Origin of the sequence: Stenotrophomonas sp. STK17_22 (genome assembly GCF_051983905.1) — a bacterium.
GTDB classification, from domain to species: domain Bacteria; phylum Pseudomonadota; class Gammaproteobacteria; order Xanthomonadales; family Xanthomonadaceae; genus Stenotrophomonas; species Stenotrophomonas maltophilia_A.
Genome location: NZ_CP197010.1, coordinates 3556299 through 3579485 on the forward strand (window position 1 = coordinate 3556299; position 23187 = coordinate 3579485).

The 23187-nt window shown below is 62.8% G+C and carries 18 protein-coding genes and 1 tRNA gene; 14 read left to right on the forward strand and 5 right to left on the reverse strand.

Going from position 1 to position 23187, the window contains the following annotated elements; translation table 11 throughout:
* The first annotated feature begins 13 nt into the window (after positions 1–13).
* From queG to ACSYS9_RS16675, 3 genes are all read left to right on the forward strand, one after another.
* Positions 14–1084, forward strand: a complete 1071-nt coding sequence (queG, locus tag ACSYS9_RS16665; RefSeq protein ID WP_071229697.1) for a tRNA epoxyqueuosine(34) reductase QueG — start codon at positions 14–16, stop codon at positions 1082–1084.
* Positions 1085–1129: 45 nt separating this feature from the next.
* Positions 1130–2461 (forward strand): exodeoxyribonuclease VII large subunit, encoded by a 1332-nt coding sequence (gene xseA / locus ACSYS9_RS16670; protein WP_071229696.1) that lies wholly within the window; start codon positions 1130–1132, stop codon positions 2459–2461.
* Between the two features lie 198 nt (positions 2462–2659).
* Positions 2660–4011, forward strand: a protein-coding gene (locus ACSYS9_RS16675) for an IS3 family transposase (protein WP_440568216.1) whose coding sequence is annotated in 2 segments (ribosomal slippage) — positions 2660–3107 and positions 3107–4011 — 1353 coding nt in all. Because the reading frame shifts where the segments join, the coding sequence is not laid out codon by codon here.
* 511 nt (positions 4012–4522) lie between these two features.
* On the opposite strand, the gene ACSYS9_RS16680 is transcribed toward ACSYS9_RS16675, so the two are convergent.
* Both ACSYS9_RS16680 and ACSYS9_RS16685 read right to left on the reverse strand, forming a co-directional pair.
* Positions 4523–5419, reverse strand: a complete 897-nt coding sequence (locus tag ACSYS9_RS16680) for a M48 family metallopeptidase (protein WP_071229694.1) — start codon at positions 5417–5419, stop codon at positions 4523–4525.
* Between the two features lie 89 nt (positions 5420–5508).
* Positions 5509–7395, reverse strand: coding sequence for a formylglycine-generating enzyme family protein (locus ACSYS9_RS16685; RefSeq protein ID WP_071229693.1), 1887 nt, complete (start codon positions 7393–7395; stop codon positions 5509–5511).
* An 84-nt stretch (positions 7396–7479) separates the two neighbouring features.
* Between ACSYS9_RS16685 and rnd the strand changes: the two genes are divergently transcribed.
* Positions 7480–8559, forward strand: a complete 1080-nt coding sequence (gene rnd, locus ACSYS9_RS16690) for a ribonuclease D (protein ID WP_071229692.1) — start codon at positions 7480–7482, stop codon at positions 8557–8559.
* Positions 8560–8649: 90 nt separating this feature from the next.
* Complete coding sequence (locus ACSYS9_RS16695; RefSeq protein ID WP_032130293.1) at positions 8650–9723, forward strand: hypothetical protein; 1074 nt, start codon at positions 8650–8652, stop codon at positions 9721–9723.
* Between the two features lie 73 nt (positions 9724–9796).
* Here the strand turns inward: ACSYS9_RS16695 and ACSYS9_RS16700 are convergent, their stop codons facing one another.
* A complete protein-coding gene (locus ACSYS9_RS16700; RefSeq protein ID WP_071229691.1) occupies positions 9797–12127 on the reverse strand; it encodes a TonB-dependent receptor in 2331 nt (776 codons plus the stop codon).
* 237 nt (positions 12128–12364) lie between these two features.
* On the opposite strand from ACSYS9_RS16700, the gene ACSYS9_RS16705 reads away from it, so the two are divergent.
* The 7 genes from ACSYS9_RS16705 (at position 12365) to ACSYS9_RS16735 (ending at position 16938) form a co-directional block, all read left to right on the forward strand.
* Positions 12365–12440, forward strand: a tRNA-Ala gene (locus ACSYS9_RS16705).
* Positions 12441–12569: 129 nt separating this feature from the next.
* Complete coding sequence (locus ACSYS9_RS16710; protein WP_071229690.1) at positions 12570–13031, forward strand: hypothetical protein; 462 nt, start codon at positions 12570–12572, stop codon at positions 13029–13031.
* A gap of 56 nt (positions 13032–13087) precedes the next feature.
* Positions 13088–13339: a hypothetical protein gene (locus ACSYS9_RS16715; RefSeq protein WP_177179538.1), complete on the forward strand. Its 252-nt coding sequence runs from the start codon at positions 13088–13090 to the stop codon at positions 13337–13339.
* A 258-nt stretch (positions 13340–13597) separates the two neighbouring features.
* A complete protein-coding gene (locus ACSYS9_RS16720) occupies positions 13598–14302 on the forward strand; it encodes a hypothetical protein (protein WP_143048267.1) in 705 nt (234 codons plus the stop codon).
* Positions 14293–15261: a hypothetical protein gene (locus tag ACSYS9_RS16725; protein ID WP_071229688.1), complete on the forward strand. Its 969-nt coding sequence runs from the start codon at positions 14293–14295 to the stop codon at positions 15259–15261. The genes ACSYS9_RS16720 and ACSYS9_RS16725 overlap by 10 nt, the downstream gene beginning before the upstream one ends.
* Before the next feature lie 193 nt (positions 15262–15454).
* Positions 15455–16210, forward strand: a complete 756-nt coding sequence (locus ACSYS9_RS16730) for a M15 family metallopeptidase (RefSeq protein ID WP_081352370.1) — start codon at positions 15455–15457, stop codon at positions 16208–16210.
* Between the two features lie 65 nt (positions 16211–16275).
* Positions 16276–16938, forward strand: coding sequence for a hypothetical protein (locus tag ACSYS9_RS16735; protein WP_143048266.1), 663 nt, complete (start codon positions 16276–16278; stop codon positions 16936–16938).
* A gap of 2279 nt (positions 16939–19217) precedes the next feature.
* Here ACSYS9_RS16735 and ACSYS9_RS16740 read toward each other — a convergent pair.
* Together ACSYS9_RS16740 and ACSYS9_RS16745 are read right to left on the reverse strand one after the other, a co-directional pair.
* Positions 19218–19574: a hypothetical protein gene (locus tag ACSYS9_RS16740; protein ID WP_071229684.1), complete on the reverse strand. Its 357-nt coding sequence runs from the start codon at positions 19572–19574 to the stop codon at positions 19218–19220.
* 193 nt (positions 19575–19767) lie between these two features.
* The gene (locus tag ACSYS9_RS16745) at positions 19768–21606 is read right to left on the reverse strand and encodes a hypothetical protein (protein ID WP_177179537.1); all 1839 of its coding nucleotides are present in this window, start codon (positions 21604–21606) and stop codon (positions 19768–19770) included.
* A gap of 430 nt (positions 21607–22036) precedes the next feature.
* Here ACSYS9_RS16745 and ACSYS9_RS16750 point away from each other — a divergent pair, with 430 nt between their 5' ends.
* The gene (locus ACSYS9_RS16750; protein ID WP_440568222.1) at positions 22037–22483 is read left to right on the forward strand and encodes a hypothetical protein; all 447 of its coding nucleotides are present in this window, start codon (positions 22037–22039) and stop codon (positions 22481–22483) included.
* A gap of 16 nt (positions 22484–22499) precedes the next feature.
* Positions 22500–23018 carry a hypothetical protein gene (locus ACSYS9_RS16755; RefSeq protein WP_440568224.1) on the forward strand — a complete coding sequence of 173 codons (519 nt, stop codon included), beginning with the start codon at positions 22500–22502 and terminating at the stop codon, positions 23016–23018.
* The last annotated feature ends 169 nt before the right edge of the window (positions 23019–23187 follow it).

Below are 23187 nucleotides of genomic sequence, written 5' to 3' on the forward strand. Positions count from 1 at the left end.
TATACTGGTGCACATGTCCCCCGTCCCCGCCCCTGTCGATCCGGCCCAGGCCGTGCAGCGCATCCGCGAACTCGCCCGTGCGCATGGCTTCCAGCGCTGTGGCATCGCCGGCGTCGAGCTGGGCGAGGATGAAGCGCACCTGGCCGACTGGCTGGGCCAGGGCCTGTACGGCACGATGGACTGGATGGCGCGCCACGGCACCCTGCGCGCGCGCCCGGCCGAACTGCTGCCCGGCACCGTGCGGGTGATCTCGGTGGGCATGGACTACAGCCACAAGGACGACACCGAAGCTTGGGCAACCCTGGCCGACCCGGGCCGCGCCTACGTGGCCCGTTACGCTTTGGGTCGCGACTACCACAAGCTGATGCGCAACCGCCTGCAGAAGCTGGCCACGCAGATCAACGATGAAGTGGCACCGCTGGGCTACCGCGTATTCGTCGATTCCGCCCCCGTGCTGGAACGCGCACTGGCGCGCAATGCCGGCCTGGGCTGGATCGGCAAGCACACCTGCCTGATCGACCGCCATGGCGGCTCCTGGTTCTTCATCGGCGAGATCTACATCGATATCCCGCTGCCGATCGATGCAGCGGCCACAGCACACTGCGGTACCTGCACGCGCTGCATCGATGTCTGCCCGACCCAGGCCATCACCGGCCCGCAGCGGCTGGACGCGCGGCGCTGTATCTCCTACCTGACCATCGAGCACGACGGCGCCATTCCCGAAGAGATGCGGCCGTTGATCGGCAACCGCATCTACGGCTGTGATGACTGCCAGCTGGTCTGCCCCTGGAACAAGTTCGCCAAGCGTACCGACGAAGCCGATTTCCGCGCGCGCAACAACCTCGATACCGCGCGGTTGGACCAGCTGTTCGCCTGGGATGAAGCCGAGTTCCTGCGCCGTACCGAAGGCAGCCCGATCCGGCGCAGTGGCCATGAACGCTGGCTGCGCAACATCGCCGTGGCACTGGGCAACGCACCGTCCTCTGCCGAAGCGCTCGCCGCATTGCATACCCGCATCGATGATCCCTCGCCGCTGGTGCGTGAACACGTGCAGTGGGCGCTGGGCCAGCACACGGTGCGCTGACGTGCGATCCTGAGCCCCCCGTTCCGCCCGCAGCACGCCGTTCCCATGCAGCCACGCAACAACGACATCCTCACCCCCAGCCAGCTCAATACCCTGGCCCGCGACCTGCTGGAAGGCAGCTTCCCGGCGATCTGGGTCGAGGCCGAACTGGGCAGCGTGGCGCGCCCTGCCTCCGGGCACCTGTATTTCACCCTGAAGGACGCACGTGCGCAGCTGCGCGCGGCAATGTTCCGGATGAAGGCGCAATACCTGAAGTTCGTGCCGCGCGAAGGCATGCGCGTGCTGGTGCGCGGCAAGGTGACCCTGTACGACGCCCGTGGCGAGTACCAGATGGTGCTGGACCACATGGAAGAAGCCGGCGAAGGCGCGCTGCGCCGCGCCTTCGAGGAGCTGAAGGCACGGCTGGAGGCCGAGGGCCTCTTCGACCCGGCACGCAAGCGGCCGCTGCCGGCGCACGTGCAGCGCCTGGCAGTGATCACCTCGCCCACCGGTGCCGCCGTACGCGACGTGCTGAGCGTGCTCGGCCGCCGCTTCCCACTGCTGGAAGTGGACCTGCTGCCGACCCTGGTCCAGGGCAGCAGTGCCGCCGCGCAGATCACCCGCCTGCTGCAGGCCGCCGACGCCAGTGGCCGCTACGACGTGATCCTGCTGACCCGCGGCGGCGGCTCGCTGGAAGACCTGTGGGCCTTCAACGATGAAGCCCTGGCCCGAGCGATCGCCGCCAGCCGCACCCCGGTGGTGTCGGCGGTGGGACACGAAACCGACTTCAGCCTCAGCGATTTTGCCGCCGACCTGCGCGCACCGACGCCGTCGGTGGCGGCCGAGCTGCTGGTACCCGACCAGCGCGAACTGGCCCTGCGCCTGCGCCGGACTGCAGCGCGCATGGTGCAGCTGCAACGGCATGCGATGCAGCAGGCGATGCAGCGCGCCGATCGTGCCCTGCTGCGCCTGAACGCACAGAGCCCGCAGGCGCGGCTGGACCTGCTGCGCCGTCGCCAGCTCGATCTGGGCCGACGCCTGCATGCCGCGTTCAACCAGCAGCAGGAACGCCGTGCCGCACGCCTGCGCCATGCGGCGGCGGTGCTGCGCGGGCACCATCCGCAACGCCAGCTCGACGCGATGCAGCGCCGCCTGGCTGCCCTGCGCGGGCGCCCACAGGTGGCCATGCAGCGTCTGCTGGAGCGCGATGCCCTGCGCTTGCGCGGATTGGCGCGTTCGCTGGAAGCGGTCAGCCCGCTGGCGACCGTGGCCCGTGGCTACAGCATCCTGACCCGCAGTGACGATGGTGCCCTGGTGCGGCACGTCGACCAGGTGCAGCCGGGTGACGCCCTGCAGGCCCGCGTTGGCGACGGCGTGATCGACGTGCAGGTCAAGTAAAGGGGTGTTCGGCAGGGCTGCGCCCTGCACCTGCAGAAGCGTTCAAGCAACAGCAACAGCCGAAGCAACAGCCGAAGCAACAGCCAAAGCTGGTATTCCGTGGGATGGCGGGGCGGTGTGGCTGTGCAGGACACGCCGTAAACCCATCCATGAAGTGACCCCCGGGAGTTGGACTCTAGATCCAACCCCGAGGGATACATGAACAAATACGACGCGCGTTTCAAACTGCAGGTCGCCAAAGAGGCCTGCAAGACCTCCACATCGGTCAAAGCCATTGCCCGTCGCCACGGCCTGGAGTTCTCCACGGTCAGGCGCTGGGTGGCGACCTATCGGCTGCATGGGAGGCGGGGATTTCATCGCCAGGCCCGGTCCTATGACCTCCCGTTCAAACTGGCTGTCCTGAAGAAGATGAGCCAGGACGGCCTGTCCGGGCGCGAGGCCACCACCTACTTTCAAATTGGCGATGCCGGCGCGGTGGGGCGATGGCGGCGCCTGTATGCTCAAGGCGGTGCCCAAGCGTTGGCACCCCCTCCGCCGCCGCCCCGAAAGCCGATGAAAAAGACCCGTTCGTCCAAGCCACCTGAGGATATGAGCCGCGATGAGCTGCTCAAGGAAGTCGCCTATCTGCGTGCGGAGACCGACTACCTAAAAAAACTCGATGCCTTGATCCGGGAAGAGCAGGCGGCGCAGGATGCAAAGCGCAAGCCGTCCAAGGATTGAGGCAGGTTCATACGCTGTCGCTTCTGCTCGAAGCAGCTGAGCTGTCACGCAGTACGTTCTATTACCAGAATCATGTCCTGGCCCATCCGGATCAGGATGAGGCAGCCCTGTGCGAGCGCATCCGTGCAATCTACGATCAAAGCCAAGGGCGCTATGGCTATCGCACGGTGACGCTGGAATTAGCCAATCAGGGTCATCGGACCAATCACAAGCGGGTTCAGCGCCTGATGGGGGAGATGGGACTGAAATCGCGGGTGCGTGTGAAGCGCTACCAGGCCTTCAAGGGGGCGGCCAATGTTGTGGTTGGCAATGACCTCAATCGCCAGTTCCATGCCGAGCGGCCCAACCAGAAGTGGGTGACTGACGTGACCGAGTTCAAGGTGCAGGGCATGAAGCTGTACCTGTCGCCGATCATGGACCTCTACAACGGCGAAATCGTGGCTTATCAAATCAAGCGTCGGCCCGTATTTGATCTGGTGGGTCAAATGCTGGAGGAGGCCATCAAGAAGCTTTCCCCGGATGAGCGCCCGATGATCCACTCCGACCAGGGCTGGCAGTACCAGCATGAAAACTACCGGCATATACTGGAAAAGCACTCGTTGAAGCAAAGCATGTCCCGGCGCGGCAACTGCCTGGACAATGCGGCGATGGAGAGCTTCTTTGGAACGCTGAAGTCGGAGTTCTTCTACCTGAACAGCTTTGACAGCCTCGAGAGTCTGGAGGCTGGGCTGGTGGAATACATCCAGTACTACAACGAAGAACGCATCAAACTGAAACTGAAAGGTCTGAGCCCGGTAAAGTACCGGGAGCAGGCCCAATCGGCCGCCTGACACCGTCCAAGTCTCGGGGGTCACTTCACCATGGGGGCTCGATGGCGCCATCCATGGCGCCAACGGTCCTGCACAACCACACCGCCCCGCCTCTGACAGATTCCGGAGGCTGTTGGTAGTTGTCGACCTTGGTCGACACGGTAGATCCACGCATGCGTGGATGAATCTCCATCGGAATCGAATATTTCGATATCGGAACGATTTGAGCCGAGCATGGCTCGGCTCTACAGAAGAGCGAACAGATTGCGAGAATCTGTCGAAGGCGGGGTGGGTCCGGTTGCGGGGGGCGTGAGCCGCATGGGCCCGAGGCATGCCTCGGGCGGGTTGGGCACGACGCCCAACCCCGGTCTTGCCGTGTGCGCAGGACTGCGCACACGAGCAAGCGGCGACCGAGCTTACATGGACGTACTTGCAGCGGCCCCCGCAACCGGACCCACCCCGCCATCCCACGGAATGCACGCTGTTGCTGTTGCTTCGGCAGGTGCAGGGCGCAGCCCTGCCGAACAACCCTCTACTTTGCCTGCTCGCAGAACTTCTGCCGGTACTCGAGTGCCTTCGGCATCAGCGCCTGCAGGTTCTGGATGCGGGTACCCGGGTTGGGATGGGTCGAGGAGAATTCCGGCGGCGCCTGGCCACCGCTGGCCTGGCTCATGCGCTGCCACAGCGGCACCGCCTCGCGTGGATCGAAGCACGCCGCTGCGGCCAGCATCAGCCCCACTTCATCGGCCTGCGTCTCGTGGCTGCGCGCATACGGCAGCAGATACCCATAACCCATTGCCGACATCATCATCTGTTGCTGCTGTGCATCCATGCCGCTGGCGGCGCCGGCCACCTGCCCGATCTGGGTCAGCTTCTGCTGGGCCATCCGCTGTGCACCGTGGCGCAGCAGCGCATGGGCAATCTCATGGCCCATCACCACCGCCATCGCATCGCGGGTGCGCGCCACCGGCACCAGCCCGGTGTAGACCGCCATCTTGCCGCCCGGGAGGCAGAACGCGTTGGCCTGCTCGGACGGGATCACATTCACTTCCCACTGGAAATCCCGCGCGAAATGCGCCGGCTGCACGCCGTGCTCCTGGGCCAGCGCGGTCTCCACCACATCGACCTTGGCAATCAGCCGCTGGGCGATGTCGCGCACATCGCGCGCGATCGGCGCATTGGGATCCATCGGCCGTTCCTGCGACAGGATCTGCTGGTAGGCCTGCAGCCCCAAAGCGGTCTCCTGCCGCGCATCCAGGCTGCTGTCGATCATCACCTTCTCGCCGGTATACGGATCCACCGTGCGGTTGGAAAACCAGTAGAAGACCGCATAGCCGGCGGCCAGCAACAGCACCCACCAGCGGATGTTGCCGAACAGGCCGCGCCGTTGCGGGCCTTGCGGCGAGCGGGAGAAGGGATCATTGCGCATCGGGTCGGCTTCCAGCAGGCCCCGCCGGCCGGCGGGCACGGCGCAATCTTAGTGCGCCCATGCCAGCAACGGGTGAAGCCGGCCGCCGATCAGATGCCGCGTACCAGGCGGAAGCCGATGCGCGCGTTGGTGGTATCCGAGTCCTGGGATTGCCGCCAGGCGGCACGGGTCTGCTCCGGCGCATTGGCCCAGTTGCCGCCCCGGATCACCCGTGCGCGGCAGCCCGGGTTGAACCAGGCGGCGCCATCGGAGGGCGCGCGCCGGTAGCTGGCATGCCAGCAATCGGCCACCCATTCGCTGAGATTGCCGCCCATGTCGTGCAGGCCGAAGGCATTGGCCTGGAAACTCCCTACCGGTGCCGGCCCCCACCAGCCATCGCCATAGCCGATGAAGGCGTTGTGCCAATGCCGCCCGGACGGCGACACGTCCTTGCTGCCGGTGAAATTGCCGCTGCCCGGCGGCGGCGTGCCGGCATCGCCCCAGGGGTAGCGACCACTGCTGCCACCGCGCAGCGCGTACTCGAACTCTGCTTCACTGGGCAACCGGTAGCTGCGCCCGGTCTGCTCGGACAACCATGCCGCATAGTTTTCGGCATCGCGGATGCTGACGTGCATCACCGGCGAATTGGCCATCGCGCGGCCACCGTCGTAATCCGAGCGCCAGTCCACGCCGCTGCGCCGGATGAAGTTGCCGCTGCGTTCGTCATAGACCACCGAATGGCCGCGCCGCGTCGCCCGTGGGCGCGCATTGGTCGCCTTCACGTAGCGCTGGAAATCGCTGACCGTGACCTCGGTGATCGCCATCGCAAAGCCTCGATCAAAGCGCACATAGTGCGATGGTCGCTCGGCATCGCTCGAGCCCGGCTCGGCATCGCCGGCGCCCATCTGGAAACCGCCATGCGGCACCACCACCATCTGCGGCCCGCGTCCGCCATCGCGCATGGCGTCGCTGAACACCTGTCCAGGGCGGAAGCTGCCGTAGTGGGTGGCCAGGTCGATACGCTCACGCAGCTGGGCCACCACCGCGTCTCCCGGCAGGGCGATGCGCAGGGCCTCGGCCAGTTTCTCGCGCGCCGGCTTCAGGCCCTGCGGCGTGGACAGGTCGCGCAGGCCGTCATCGCGCAGCTGCAGCAATGCCGCCGCACGGATCTGCTCGATGCGCTCGAACGCGTCGGCGATGGTGGGCGACGAGTCGCGCACCTTGCTCGCTTCGGCCAGCCAGGTGCCGGCGCTGGCGAAATCACGCGTGCGTGCCGCGCCTTCGGCGCGGCGGATCAGTCCACTTTCGGCCGCGGCCAGTCCCTGCCGTGCGCGGCTGTTGTCCTCATCCAGTGCCAGTGCCTCACGGAAGTTGCCGATGGCCCCGTCCCCGTCTTCACCGATCCGGTCCGAGCGCAGGTCCTCTTCGCCGGCGCGGTTATAGGCCACCACACGCTGGGCAAGCTCCACCCGTCCCTGCAGCGCACGCACCTTTTCGTCCTTTGGCGCCAGCGTCAGCAACACCAGCGCCTGGCGGCTGGCCTCGGCCAGCGCCTCGCGCTGCTTCAGCGGCCGCACCAGCAACGCATCCGCCTGCTGCTGCAGGCGCTGGCGGGCGCGCTGCAGGCCTTGGCGAGCCTGGCGGTCATCCGGATCCTCTTCCTGTACCGCCAGCCACAGCGGGATGGCGGCATCGGCATCCTCATAGAGCCGTCCTTCGGCGAACGCCTGCTCGGCGGCGCGGCGCAACTGGGCCAGGCTGCGGCCCTGGCGGTCCACCCGCGGCGGCGTCCACTGCTGTACATCCTCGGCGGCATCCTCACCGGCGATGGTCACGCTGCCCTGCCCGGCCTGCGGGCGCTCGTCGCTGTCTGCGTCCGCGGACGGGCGCGCCTGTTCCCCGGCACTCCGGTCCGTTGCCGTGGGGGGCGACGGCGTGCAGCCGGCCAGGGCCAAGGCCAGGACGGTGCACAGCACGGGCGACAACGAAAAACGCAAGCAGAGCCTCCTTCGGCACGGACGCGCACCGACGTTAGGCTATTCTCCCCTGCCTGAGCAAACCCGAGTAGTAGGCCCTGACCCGTGGCAACCTGGATCACCACCCCCGCCGAGCTGGATGCGTACTTCCAGCAGCGCCCGACCCGCATCGGCCTGGACACCGAATTCATCCGTGAACGCACCTTCTGGCCGCAGCTGGCCCTGGTGCAGATGGCGATCGGGCAGGACATCCTGCTGATCGACCCGCTGATTCCCGGCATGACCGAGGCGCTGGCGCCGTGGCTGGGCGATGAATCCATCACCAAGGTGATGCACAGCGCCAGCGAAGACCTGGTCGCCTTCAAGTGGGCGTGCGGCGTGCTGCCGCGACCACTGTTCGACACCCAGATCGGTGCTGCGCTGGCCGGCATCGGCGGCGGCATGGGCTACCAGAAGCTGGTGGCGGAAATCACCGGCGTCGCCCTGGCCAAGGGCGAAACCCGTTCGGACTGGATGCGCCGCCCGCTTTCGGAGTCGCAGCTGCAGTATGCCGCCGACGACGTCGAGCACCTGTTCGCGCTGCATGACGCCATTGATGCCAAGCTGCAGGCACTCGGCCGCCAGCAGTGGCTGCACGACGATGGCGAGCGCCTGCTGGCCAGCGTCGCCAATGACGAAGACCGCTGGCCGCATCTGGCGATGCGCTCGGCGCAGTTCCTCGACGCGGCCGCACAGCACCGCCTGCTGCGCCTGCTGCGCTGGCGTGATGTACAGGCACGCAACAGCGACCGCCCGCGAAGCTGGATCCTGGACAACGAACTGGCCGCCACCCTGGCGCGCACGCCACCGGCCGACGAGGCTGCGCTGGGCAAGCTGTTCGAGCAGTTCCCGAAGGCACCGCGCAAGCTTGCCGGCGCGGTCTGGCAGGCGCTGTCCACACCGCTGGCCGATGAGGCCGGGGCACCGCTGGCGCTACCCGCCAACGACAGCAACAAGCAGGCGGTGAAGAAGCTTCAAGACGCGGTGGCCGAGCGCAGCCGCGAGCTGGGCCTGCCGGATGGCGTGCTGGCCTCCCGCAAGCATCTGGAAAGCTATCTGGAACGCCGCCAATGGCCGGCAGCACTGGCCGGCTGGCGCCAGCAGGAACTGGAATCGCGGTTGCAGGCGCTGCTGCCGACACGTTGATGGCACAAGGCGCCGGACCACGCCGGCGCCGTGCACCTCAGGCCTGCTGGGGCCGTGCTAGGGTTTGCCGGTACTGACAAGGAGACGTCGATGCAGACCCTCAAGATCGCGACCGCCTGCGCACTGCTGCTAACCCCGTTGGTCCTGGCATGCGCTGGGCAGGCCGCACCGCTTTCCTATGCACAGGAAAAGGAGAACACAGCCAAGCTGGTGGACATCATTGACGGTGCCACCCGCGATGGTCTGGTTGCCGTGCTGGTGCCGGCCCCGTATGTCGTGCACAACGGCGGGCCAGGCGTCGGCTCTCCGGTCCCCGGCTTTCATCTGGGCAACCGCTCGACCGACCTGCCCGGGTTCTCGACGCGGGTGTCCTTCCAGCACAAGGACATTCCCTCCCAAGGCTATGTGCAACTGTTCAACACCAACGAACTGGAAACCGGCCCGCAGCGGACGGTGTTGATGGACGTGTTCGAGGTGCATCTGATTCCGCCGGGCACCTATCTGCTGAACGGTGCGGAGAACTACCGCCTGAACACCCGCGTGGCCAAGCTGAAGCCGCTGGGGACCATGGACGAAGTATCGAAGGACATCGGCGCCACCCGCCTTGCCGACGTCGACTACCGTTTCTATTCCTGGAAGAAGGTCTGGGTACCACCGGGCGTCCTGACCGATCAGCACTCCCAGCAGGTCTGCATCTCGGTGCACGTGGCTTCCGGCAACTGCGTGGCATGGGGCACCCAGAACTATGAAACCTCGCGCCCGACCGAAGGCTACTGGGATGACAGGATCGTCCCTGAAGACATCCCTGCCGTACGCATCCAGGCGGTCATCGCCAAGGCCCACGCGCCACTGGCCTTCACTGCCCACGAAGGGCAGATCCTGCTCAGCCCCTTCATTGTTGCCGCCGACGGCGATATCGATTTCAACGCGAACGACTGCGCACCGGTCGACAAGCTGACGGGCTGCGCCCTGCGCCGCTTCAGGGTGCACTACCAACCCGCGCCGTTGGACGCTGCACGCAAGCACATCGCAATCACCTCGCGCGGCCTCAACGGCAAGCAGCGCAAGGTACTGGAGCGGATGGAGGCGATGCAGCTGCAGGTGCTGGGCCCCAGTGCGCCGTCCGATGCAGCGCTGGGCAAGGGCGTCAGCGCCACGCCTTGAGCACGGATGATGCCTGGCCAGCAACAAAAACGGCGCTCGATGAGCGCCGTTTCCGTTACACGACGGGGTGGGCTTACCAGTTCATGTTCAGCGAGACACCGACGGTGCGCGGCTCGTTGTAGACCGCGGCCATGTAGTTCTCGATCACACCCTTGAGGTTCTTCTCGTTGGTGATGTTGCGCGCGAACAGCGCCACTTCGTAGGCACCGTAGTTGCCCGAGTAGCCGATCTTCAGGCCACCCTCGAAGTCACCCTTGGAGTTGAACTCCTTGCTGTCGTACAGCACGAAGCTGGTGTAACCCTGCTTGTTCCAGTCGGTGGAGACGAACATGGTGCCGGCGTCGCTCACCGGGAAATCGTAGCGTGCTGCGAGGTTGACGTTGTACTTCGGCGCGTTCGGCAGCGGGTTGCCGTCGATCTGCGCGAAGGTGTTGGCACCGACCTTGATGGTCGGGTCGCCGACGGTGCACACCACCTGGCCGTTGAGGCCGCAGACCTGCGCGTAGACGCGCTTGTCCTTGATCTCGCTGTGCAGCAGGCTCAGGCCGGCGCTCAGGGTCAGGTTCGGGATCGGACGCAGCTCCATGTCCGCTTCAAAGCCGTAGGCCTTGGCCTTGTCGGCGTTGAACAGCACGCCATTGCCGTCCGAATCGTTGCCGTTGAGCTGGATGTCGTTGACAGTGTAGGTGAACGCGGTGGCGTTCAGGCGCAGGCGGTTGTCCCACAGGCTGCTCTTCACGCCCGCTTCCCAGGACAGGATTGTCTCGGAATCAGCGGTGGTGAAGTCGGCATTGAACACCGCCGAACGGCCCTGGATGGTCGGGCCGCGGAAGCCGCGTGCGACCTTTGCGTAGACGCTCACGTCCGGCGTGATCTGATACATCGCGCTCAGATCCCAGCTCGGCGTGGTGTCGGACATCTTGACGTCGGTGCGGCCCTTGTAGGTGACCACGCCAGCGGCAGTGTCAGCCGTCTTCAGCAGGCGGGTGTGCTTCTCGTCCTTGGTCTGGCGCAGGCCGGCAGTGACGGTGAACTTGTCGGTGAAGGCGTAGCTGATCTGGCCGAACCCGGCCCACGAGGTGTTCTTGTTGCGCAGGCGCACCCAGTTGTTCGGGTTGCGGGCCGCGCCCTGCAGGAACCATGCACGCTGGTAGAAGTCGGTGGTGTCGCTGCCGTTGAAGTAGAACGCACCGGCCTGCCACTGCAGGGCGCTGTCGTCATGGCTGGCCAGGCGGAATTCCTGGGTCCACTGGTCCAGGTCACGGATGCGGCCCATCGACTGGCCGTAGCCGTTCGGCACGCCGTTGACCGGGAAGTTCACCGCGGCACCGCCGTCGGTGTCGCCACGGCTGTAACCGGAGGTGGTTTCGTAGGCGGTGATCGAAGTGAAGTCGATCGCGCCGAAGTCATAACGCGCCTTCACCGAACCGCCATAGGTCTTGTACGCCTGCGGGTTATTGCCGGCTTCGTCGTAGGCGACCTTGTCGCGCGGCACGTCGGTCTTGTTCGAGCCCTTGGTCAGCGCACCGCGCAGGAACAGGGTTGAGGTGCCTTCGTAATCACGGGCGTGGGCCGAGGCCAGGATCGAGAACTGGTCGCTCGGGGTCAGCAGCAGCTGCGCGCGCACGTTGCGGTCATCGAAGCCGCCCATGGCGTTCTTCTTCGGGCTGACGGTGCCGTCGGCGCTCGGGCCCTTGTAGGTGTTGTCGACGTAGTCGTCGCGGTGCTGGTACAGGGCCGACACGCGGAACGAGGCGATGTCGTTGATCGGGCCACCGAAGCCGCCGTCGATCGACACGCTGTTGTAGGACGCATAGCTGGCGCTGACGCGGCCGGTGTAGTCCTGGGTCGGCTTCAGCGTGTCGAACTTGATGATGCCCGCGGTGCTGTTGCGGCCGAACAGCGAGCCCTGCGGGCCGCGCAGCACTTCCACCTGGTCCACGTCATAGACCGGGTTCGACTTCAGCACCACGTGCTCCAGCACCACGTCATCCTGGATGATCGACACCGGCTGCGAGGCACCCAGGTAGAAGTCGATGTTGCCCAGGCCACGGATGTAGAAGCGCGGGAAGATGCGGCCGGTGGTGGTTTCCGCATACAGGCTCGGCACGCGGCCGGACAGCGCCAGCAGGGTGTCGTCGCCGCCGGCGGTGAAGTCGCGCATGCGCTCGCCCTGCACCACGCCCACCGAGACCGGCACTTCCTGCAGGTTCTGCTCACGGTGTTCGGCGGTCACGGTGATCGTGTCCAGGCCGGTCGGGGTCGGCGCGCTGTCCTGTGCGGCGGCACCGAAGCTGCCGACCAGGGCCAGGCCGGCACAGGCCAGGGCCAGCGGATGGCGGCGGAAGGAAACGAAGGAAGACGACATACCCGACAGGCGGCGGGAATCGGAATGGGAGGGCATGAAATGCTCTGGGGAGGCGTCCGTGCGGCCTGCGCGAGCCGGGCGGCAAAAAGGAGGATAACTGCGCAAGCCGCCATTATCCCCCAAATTGTTACGATTTCGTTGCACGGCACCCAAACCCGGCGAAACAAGCGGTTTCGGCACAGTCACCCGCTGATGTGCCTCGCGTCTCGACATGGAATTCCTTTGATCGGCTTGGCAAGCGGCAGGCGCTTGGCTAGACTGAAGCCCTGCCGTGGGGCCATAGCTCAGCTGGGAGAGCGCGTCGTTCGCAATGACGAGGTCAGGAGTTCGATCCTCCTTGGCTCCACCACTAAATTTGCTTTATTTATCAAGAGGTTGGACAGGAAGCTGCCCAACCTTTTTTGTTGTTCCACGCCACTAAATCCAAGCAAAAACAGGTCTTTCCAAGGATGGTTTTTCCCAACTTTTTCCCAAGGCAATGACCGGCATCCTGCCTGTGCTGCGCGAAATGTTCCCCGGCAAGGCGATGCTGACCGTCGAGGACGTGGCCCGCGTGCTCAACCGTACGGGTGCGGGCGGCTATGAGCAGACCCGAGATCAGCTTTCCAGAGGACTCATCGTCCCTGGCCTGAGGAAGTTCGGCGGAAGCTGGTTGGTGCCTATCACCACCTTGGCGGCCGCCCTCGATGGTCTGGTGGAGACCGACGGGACGGGCAGATCGACACCAAATGCCTTGCCCGCTACACATACGGTGGTCTCTGCAGAGCCGCTGGTACCTCGCCGGGCCGGTCGAATGCCCACCCGAGCCAAGCAGCGGCTCGAGCTTCAGCAAGCCCGGGCTAGTCAGTTCTGGCCGCTGGTACTGTCAACCTTGAGGGGCTGGGAACTGGACGCCGCGCTTCCGCCTCCGGCCGCCCCCCTTCCCCGAAATCCTTTCTGATACGAACGCCAGAGCTTCACACGCCAATTTTTGCATTCACCTGGTCGGATGTCCTCGTGACGGCGCTGCAGTTCCTGGCGATCATGCTGGCCGAAGGGCGCCGCATCGAGATACCCCAACGCTGGCTGCCGCTGTCGGCCCTGCTGATAAGGCCCTCGCTGGCGCTGCCGCGCGCCGATCTGCTGCGCAAGCGCTTTCCGAGAACAGCACCACGCCGTCTTTCCCCGACCTCCGAAGGACACCAAGTGGCAGTCACTAGATGCGCCAGTAGCTCAACCCTTTCCACACTGAGCAGCCGCATGGGCTGATCGAGATCCTGACAACGGCGCTGCCGCGGTTCGGCCCCTGAGCCGCCTTGACTTTCATCATCGCCCGCCCCTCCCTCTTCATGGCCGAGAAGCGCTGCACGCGCTTTTCCCAGTGACCGAACTTCCGATCTCTTTCAGTGCGACTCCAACGACCGAGACTACGGTGGCTTTGGTTAGAATCCGATCCGAAGGGCCGATTGTAGATAAAGCCCTGACGCCAAGAGACAGACGGGTTAGGCAACCCATACGGGGGAAAACATGGATTTCAGCGTTCCACGAAACCGGCCATTGGCCGAGCTTCTTTCTCAAGCCGGCAGTGAAGATCTGGACGTCCTGGCTGACTTGATCACCGACTACGGCAAGGGACGGCTAGCGCTCGACTCTGGCATCAAGGCGCTCATCGTTGATCGAAAGGCCGCGGGGAGCCTTCAGTCGATTGCTGATGTGCTGGAAAAGGAGATCTGCGCCTTCGGCGGCAACACTCTAATGAACACCTACCGGTCCTCCGGGGTCGAATACTCGGAGCTGGCCAAAGACGTTGCTAAAAAGCTGGTTGGCAAGATCCCAGAGGACGCCGACGTCTATGCTCTCGAAGAGTTGGCCCTTGTGGGAGCCATCGGGAAATATTCGCCCGACGATGCAACTGCAGAGGGCGCCGGCGAGACCACGCCCAACTCGGTCATCGACAAGGTAGTGCAACAACTAGTTCAGAACGCAGGGACGGCAGCAGGCTTGGCCTCCGCTGGCGGGGTCGCAGGCTTTGCATCCGCTTTGAGCGCTCGTGCGGCGTCGTTTGTCGCGGGCCCTGTCGCGGTTGGGGCTGCGGGGTACTCACTCTACGAAGCGACAGGCCCAGCATTCCGCATTACAGTCCCTGCTGTCCTTCAGATCGCCAAAATTCGTCGCAAGCGCATTGACGCCGATTTCCAACACTATTCTGAGAGGCTGAAAGCATGTCTTTGACCAATGCAGAGCTGGCGCGTGACCTGCCCAAGCTTCAAGACATCCTTGTGCGTATCGCCTCTGGAGAGCTAAACGTTTTTGGAGGCGTGGTGCGATACGCCGCGGGAACTGGAAAGGGGGGCCAGATCGCCGCGCACCTTGTATTCCCAGGCGACCCGCAGCAGGCCCAGCAGAGCATTTCCCAACTGCAGGCCGCCATGCAACACAGCATGGGCAACCTTCAGGGCGGCATGGATGTCCTCCAACAGAGCATGGGTTCACTTCAAGCACTACAGATGGCCAACCTCGCCATGGCCGGCTTGAATCTGGCCGTCACGACCGCGGGCTTCGTCATCGTTTGCAGGAAGCTGAACAAGATCAGCGGCCAGATCGAAGCGCAGTCAGCCGGCATCGCTCAAACACTTCAAATGGTCAGCGAAGCCCACGAACGCAGTTTGCTGATGGATGAGGCGAGGTTTCGTGGCCTGGTGCTCGCCTGCGAGCAGCACTTTGAGGAGAACGATATCGAGCTCCTCAAGCACAAGATTCAGGACTTCCATGAGCAATACCAGTTCACCAAGCTGGTGTTGCAGCGCCACGCCGTCAAAGCAGCAAGCAACCTGGACCGCCTGATTGACATCCAGGTGCTCCAAGACCGCTTGGTAAACCTTGGGCTGTTCCTCGCCCAAGTTCAAACCAAGGTGGGTGCTCGCAAGCGCGGCCAAGAAACTCTTCACAACCTCGCACAAGACCTTGATGAGCTCAACGGAAACCGCGTCAAGGCACTGACTTCTGATCGAGACCTTTCCTTCCGCATTACCGAAGACCAGCTGGGCCAAGTAGTTTCGTTCATTGAGAGCGGAAAGCAGACCATCCCAGCCCTGACATATCAAGCCGATCTCCTCGGGGTCGATCACTTCGATATCGATGCCGTAAACGATGCCTCTATGGCAGGCGACATCGTGGTGATCGCGGCATAGCTTCCCAGATTGACTTTCAATCTTTGCATGCTATGCCTTGCAACGAGGCTGGGACTTTAGTCCCGGGCCTCTCTAAGCCCTCGGCAACAGGCCTCCTCCCCCGGTTGTTCGGGGGCTTTCTTTTAGCTTGCTTGCGCCTTCCTAGAAATCCACTACCCCTGAAAGCATCCAATGATCTTTCTGGGAGGACAGCATGCAACTCCGCTTTACAATCGCCGCTGCTCTGGCTTGTCTGGCCTTGGCTGGGTGTTCGACCGTCGAACCCAAACCCAAGCCGTTCTCCGCCTGGGCTTACCAACCCCCAAAATCGCATGGCGCTATCCACCGATTCTTCCATCCGAAGAGTGGCCGGGTTTGGAAAGGGGTCTCTCCTGCTTTGAGGGAAAAGGTGGAAGCCGTCCAAGCCCAGCTTGCTGTGGAAGGGTTCGACGTGCGCCCACTTGAGGGCTACCGTTCGCCAGAGCGACAGGCTGCGCTCCTCGCTTCAGCTTCTGGCGTCACCACCGTTGGTGCCTACAGCAGTTGCCATAACTTTGGTCTGGCACTGGATGCAGCCGTGTTCGTCAACGGGCAGCCCAGCTGGGACCTGGGCGATCCGCATGTGATGGCCGGCTACTTTCGGTTCGGCGAGCTGTCAGAAATGGTCGGGTTGAACTGGGGAGGCCGGTGGACCAGTCCGAAGGACTACCCCCACGTCGAGCTCAGGGCCGAATGCGTCCAGGCGAAGTGGGCCCACCGAAACGGAAAGCCGCGCCGCCCGTTTGCTCCCGTCATTGGCAAACCCGCGCCGTACGCCCTGGCCCTAGCCCTGACACCGCAGTGGTGCCCTGCCGGCATGGCAACCGAGTGCTTGCTGTGGAGCAATGAAAACCGCTACGCATGGAGCTTGGCTATCCCGGAGCGGGTTTGTTCTGCGACCTTTCCTAACAGCTTGAGAAAGATCGCCTGATCGCCTTGCGCAAATGAAATCCCCTGCTATGGGTTAAGTATCAACTCATAGTGGGGAGGGTTTTCATGTCGTCGCTTCGCATTTCGATCTTAACGGCTTTGATGGGAGCCACGTTGCTTTCCTCCCCATCGTTTGCTCAAACCGCCACAGGAACCGGGGCTACCGCTTCAGGCCCCAACTCCACCGCCACCGGGGAATACGCACAAGCTTCAGGTCCGAATGCCACTGCAACGGGCGCATACGCCAATGCGTCCGGCGACGGGGCGATTGCAACCGGCGTTCAAGCCAGCGCCTCCGCAGACAACGCGATTGCCTCAGGAACAAACGCGCAAGCTTCCGGCGTGAACTCCATCGCCACGGGCCAGGGCGCAAATGCGACGGCCGTCAACGCGGTAGCCACTGGCACGTTGAGCTACGCCAGCGGTGAAGCGGCGAACGCGGTAGCCACTGGCACGTTGAGCTACGCCAGCGGTGAAGCGGCGATCGCACTGGGAACCCAATCCGCGGCTACCGGCGTCCACTCCTTAGTGGTCGGTGTTCAGTCACAAGCAAGTGGAGACCTGTCGATGTCGATAGGCTATTTCAGCAGGTCGCGAGGCAACGCTTCGATCGCACAAGGCAACTTGGCCCAGGCCAACGCCGATCACGCTGTTGCCCTTGGTTCCTCTGCCGTCGCCGATGCACGCCAGTCTGTGGCGGTGGGCGTCGGGGCCGAGTCACGGGCGTAGGATTGCGTCGCCTTGGGCTCCAATAGCCGTTGCTGGGCCAGCGACGAAGTCAGCGTAGGCGCCACTTCTGAGGGCGGAGGCCAGAGCTCCCGCCGGATTACCAACGTGCGGGCCGGGACGTCCGACACCGATGTAGCGAACCTCGGGCAGGTCCGTCAGGCCGCACAAGCGCTTGGCGGTGGTGCCACGTTCGTTAATGGGAACTTTGTAGCGCCGATTTATCAGTTCCGGAGCGGGGCCACTCATCAAACCGTGGGAGCCGCTTTGGACGACCTAGATGGACGCGTGACTTCCCTTGAGCAAAACCCAGGCAGCGGCACGGGTACCCCGGGCCCGCGTGGTGTCGATGGGCTAAGCGCCTACGAGGTGGCGCTGGCCAACGGCTTCCAGGGCAATGAACAAGATTGGCTGGCAAGCTTGAAAGGGCAACCAGGAGCGCAGGGGCCTGCCGGCAACGATGGCGTGGACGGAACCGCCGGGACCGGCTCGGGTTCGACAGCAAAGGCGGGCAAGAACGTCGAAGTCACCAACAACTCAGACGGCACCCAAACGGTTGCGGTCTTCTTCAAGGGTTTTTGGAGTTGCGTTTTAGCCGGGTCAGCGTTACCGAAAGCCACCACCTTGCTCAGCGCAGGGAGGGGCACTGGCGGGCTTTCTGCCATTTGCCAGTGCGGGGACTGGGGAACTGGCTGCCTGGTGCGAGGATGCTCCCAGAGGCCCGCCAGGTCGTTTTAGTCAAATCTTTCTCAAGCCACTGCCGGGCCGCTCTCGTCGCGTTGCGAAGTCGGGGGACGAAAGCAGTTTTGAACGGCGTGGGGGCATGCGGTGTTTGATACCGTCCCGTTCCTTGAAGCCGTTGCCCGTGCCGAAGCCCCCGCGCGCAAGTTCTCACAGCGCTGGAACCGCAAAGCGCTGCTGGCAGAGTTTGGTTCGTGCTGCGCGTTCTGCTCCGCCCCTCTGGAGGGCACCAGTGGCCGTGCTTGGCAAGCCGTAGCACTGGTGCCGCCACAACTGGGTGGTCCAGCCCAAGTCAGCGAGAACTGGGCGCCTGCCTGCCGAACCTGCGCTGCTGCAAAGGGCCTTCGCGATTTGGTGAGCTGGTCAGAGTGGCAAGCGACAGCGCCCACTGACCGAGCGGCCCTGCTGCTAGAACGCCGTAGGTCGGCGTTGCTGTATGCCGAGAACCACTTCACCCCACTCAGCCGCCATGCGAAGAGGGGCCGCGTGCTGGACCACCTAACTTCTCGTTTCAACAAGCCCCGGTTCCGGGTCCATGCGTGGGCTGGGATGGTCGATGGTGAGCGAGTGTGCGTAGTTGGCTGGAGCACCCGTGCGGGCGATGCCCTAGCACTGGGCGAGGCCCTGCTGGCGTTGCGAATGCGGGATGGGGGTGAGGTGCTGGCGGAGGACCACACCCACCTCCTGCGCCTGCCGGCGGGAGCCTTCCTAGGGGCGGTTTGGGCGCTCATTGAGGCCCATGGGATCGTCGCGCCGTTGGACGTGCCAGGCGGTGGCCCGGTCGGTGCAGAGGACTGGCGGGAGTGCTGGCACCACCTGGTCCGTGACGTAGTGAGCAACAACAAGCGGGTTCCCCTGACAGGCGGTCCGCCTCTTCCTCATGCTCCCCGTGTGCTATCCACGAACCCGGATTCGGTTCGTCGGCTAGCCCAGCTGCGGGCCGCGAAGCGGGCGGATAGACTGGAAGAAGCCGAGTTGTTGTATCGAGGGGCGATGGCCCGGAAGGGCAGATACCTGGAACGGGTGGAGCGTGGCTTGGAGGCCCCTATGCCGCTGGATGACTACCGGGCTTGGAGCGATGAGGTAAGGCAACTAGGCTTGAACTTGGCGCGACAAGAATAGGATCCGAAAGGGACCAGCGCGACCTACCCACGGCCTGCCACGCATACAGCAGGCCGCCAGGACGTTGCATGTATCACCTCAACGACCATGCAAAACAGATTACTGGAAGGCTAAAGTCGCCGCGCCCGACCTTCCGAGCTGACTGAGTAAGTCCCCAAATGTTCCGAAAGGCACGCCCTCTGGCGCATTGCCTCCAGCTCGTCTGGCGAATTTCCGTCTTCGAGGGCACGTCGAATAGCACCCTGAATTGCGTTGAGACTTGCCGGATCTGCGGAAAGAATGAAACAAAGCGTTTTCGACGAGATAGTGAACAACTCAAGCATGCAGACCTCTCCTGTGAACGGAAGAACAAATGCTGGTACGCCTCTCTGCTGAAGAACCAGAGGTCACCTAGCACATGATTAGATCACTCAGACAACTCAAAAGGCGGCGGCGGCAATCTTTTTGAATGATGCCGAATCTGTGGTCGCTAGGAATTTCTTGCCTCCCTTGGTCTTCGCCACGAACGTGATGTCCTTACTCCGACCACCTGCCAGCAGCCCTGCGAGCAGCCCGAGCGGGCCCAGCAATGCACCACCCACCAAGCCCCACCCTACTGTTCCACCTATCCGCTTAACACTTTCCTCCGTAGCGACATCCACGGATTCAATGTCCTTTAGGAGCAGCGAACCCCCGGCCCAACCATCCCCCGCCTGCCACGCGAACGTGATGACTCCCATCATCAATGTGGCCTTTCCTTTACCAAAATCCCCTGCATGAACCTGGATCGTCGCCATGCCAATACCTATGGACCTACCGTGGTCCTCAGGCGGATCATAGCCAGCGGGCACCTACTTTGAAACCCCACCGCCACTCCAATGTCATAGTGGGTAACTGGAACGCGCCAGGGCCAGCCCAGGCAGTCCAGGGAATGGAAATTCACCGGCTAGGCTCGTTCGCCGCAGCACCCGTCCTCTGCGCACACGGCAATCAATTCCTCAGTCGGTCACGGGCTCTCGATATAACGACCGCATCCAGTGACGTCCACGTAGCCAACCCATGGATGGCATCCACAACGTCTCCCCAAGGCCCCTCCTCACTCGGAAACACCCCCCTGTCCTTAAGCACGGTCTTGCAGATGCGAGCGAGGCTTGCAGCAACGAAAGACGCGCCCGGAAATAGCAAATCAATCTTGGTGTTAAGCGGAAGCGTGACCAGTTCCGTCAATGTAGTTCTTATGTGGTACTTGGCTTGAAACTCTCGCCGACGCTCAAAGGACCGGACATCGTCGTTAAGCATTCTCACCGCCTGACTCAGCTCCTCTCGATCGATATCCGCCGTCAATAGGCCGCGCGCCACCCGGCGGAACTTCCAGAACGATTCGGCAGTTGTGCCCCGAGCCACTTCCAACGCTGACAAGCCTCGCGGGGCTAGAAGGCCATCGACGACGCGATGCATTCGATCCGCGACGTGTCCAGGAGTCGTTCCAGACGTCCGGTTAAAGTAGTTGGCGATGGTGGTTGCATTGCCGGACTCATCGTAATCAGCAAACTCGCGGGGCAAGTAGGTCGCACCAAGGCACGCCGCCCATTCGACCATGGCGCCGGCGTGGCTCAGCTCCAAGCGCGCATCGACGCCGCGTGTCGCGTGCACCAACTCCCCTACCAGTGCTCCAAAGCCGGACTCCATGGTCGCAACCGCGCCATGACGGAACAACGCGGTATGCTGTTGCCTAAGGACCCTGCCGTAGGCCGAGACCAAAGGGGCCAACGGAGTCGAAGATCCGACAGATTGAATCATTCGCAGGAGATCAATGCGCTCTTGGTTACTGAATGGTCCATACAGGAGTGGATCCTTGTGCTGCCCGTGCGACACCGTAAGCGAAGCCAGGCGCCGGCTCAGGATCACCGAGGACTTGTTTGCTCCAACGGCCGCCTCTACCAGAGACGAAGGATAACGAGCGACCGGCACCGGCAGTACGAGCCTTATCCTCCCCATGCCGACAAGCTCTTCAAAGGAAGCCAAGTCAATCTCGTGGCGACCAAGCCACCCCAGGTCATAGGTTGGCACGATGTTGACGACATCGTAGATGCACAATAGCTCAGCCAGCTTTACGTCACTTAGATCATCTGCACCGAACAGTACCGAGAACTTTTCACGACTCGACTCGCTCCTGGAGAACCGCTGTTGACTGCGGGAACTGGTGAACTCTCGCCAAGAGTCCTCATCTTCTTCAACCAGCCCGCGGATAGCTTGAGATGAAGCCCTGAACCGTCGAACGACTGGCAGATCGAGAAAATTCTCAGGCGCGACCGCGGCGGAAACTACTTCTTCCTTTGTAGGAGACGCGGACAGCTGCGCGAAGCGCAAAGACCCTGGCAACTGAAGTTTCCGGTACGCTGCATCTACAGATGCCAGCTCCTCATTCGACAACCCTTGATGCTCAAAGAAGAAGCCATCAAGGTCGAACTTAAACACCAAATTTCCCGCAGGCAGACCGGGTGCAGCAAGGCTCAGCAGATCATTGATCCAGGGGTGGGTCATCGGCTCGTTGATCAACCAGGCGTCGTCAGCAGCTGTGGTCGAGATGTTCAGCTTTTCAAGGGAGGGCGGCTCACTCACCAACTTCACATTGGCGGTGATTGGTCGAATCTCTCTATCAAAAATTCGGGAAAGCTCGTCCCAATCGCCCACAGGACCCACGACGTGGATTTCATAACGACCATCCTCGCCGTGCAGGATCGACTCCAGTTCGGGATAAGCAAACTGAAACTGCTGGTAAGCCCAAACGGCACTCCTTTCTTGAAGTGTCCGCCGAACGTCACTCATGCTGCACATTCCGCTGCCCATCCCCTGAATCAGCCTGCCGGATTGCCGCATTGTATCCCACCACCCCGGCCTTATTGCACCATCCAACGTGCACCCAAAAATCTTCACGTCGGCCACCAAGCTAACCTGACCGATCCGACCGGACATCCCGAGTATTTAGCTTAACCCGAGCGGCCGCGACATGCAGCTGCGGAGCTAGCATTCAACAGCCCGCCAGGCTAGATGGGCAACGCTTTCCCTATACATCCGACGCCACTGGGTACCGCTGCGAGAGGCAAGGGCAAATCCGCCCGCCTAAGGGCAGCTATTCGGCAGGTGCCAAACTTCCCAAGTTGGAGCATGATGAGATATGGCCGGCCGACGACAGCATTACCTCCCTCGATTCCTGCAACGCACCTTTCGCTACCGAACGAGCGGCACGCAGGACTACGTGCACGCCCACGAGAGCACGCGGAGCTATGCGCCCAGCACCATGGGCCTAGGGCAAGAAAGGGATTTCTACGGAAATCCAGAAGAATCGTGCGCTGACGACAACGTTACGGAGAGCGAGAACCGACTCGCCCTGATACTTAATCGGCTGAACGAGAACCCATCCAGCGTTTCGCAAGGTGAGCAGGCGCTGCTCGTTGCTGCACTTGCGGTAAGAACGAAGAAGATGCGAGAGTCGCTCGAGACCACGGTGAAAGTTTTCATCAACGAGCTGGCGGGACTGATCCAGACGCACGGCATCAGACGCCAGGAGATAGAAGCCTACTGGAGCGACAAGTCCAAACTTGAGGAAGTCATCCAAGGGGAACTGAAGAAACTTCCCCCCATGCCTCGCGAGATGCGCGCAAAGCTAGTTTCTCGGCTAACAGGAGTGGCACAGGCGACGTGAGCAGATAATAGCCCAGATGCAGATCAACGGGAGAGCCTTGGCTGCTGAGCTTTTTGCACGCATGGATCATGAAAGCGCGCAAATGGCCGATAGAGCTTTCCGCAGAGTCTTCGAAGATGACCCGACGATCCCGGAGCGAGTGGCCTCTCTCACCCAGCTTTACGATTTTTCCGTCATCAATGCATCCGTAGGCGATGAGTTCATTCTTGGGGACTGCGCCGCAATCGGCTTTCGCGCTGATCGCTCACCTCGCTTGCCCATCGGAGATTTTGACGAAGATTCTCCGCTGGATCAGATCTACCTCCCAGTCTCCCCCACGCGATGCATTGCCGCAGTGCGGAAGGGAGAGAGCGCCTGGGCTCAACTGAAGGAGATCAATAGTGCATCTGCAGCGTTGTCGCATCGCTTCTTCATCTCAAAGTCGGGGGAGCATCCAGATCTGCTCAAACTCCAAGCGCTTATTGGAACGGCCGATCCCTTGGCTTCAGAGGAAGATATGCGATCCCTTCTGACGAAGATCTATGAAGAGGACTGACTCTGTCGTCAGCCCCCACGCCACTCGATATGCTTCATTCATCACGGCAAGGGCGGGAAATCCTGCTTTCATCAACTTTGCGCAGGGAAATCAAGATGGTTGAGCAGTTCGGCTTGCGTCTACCTTGCGCTCTTGCTTACCGGCTATACCTCAGGCACCGGTCCACCAG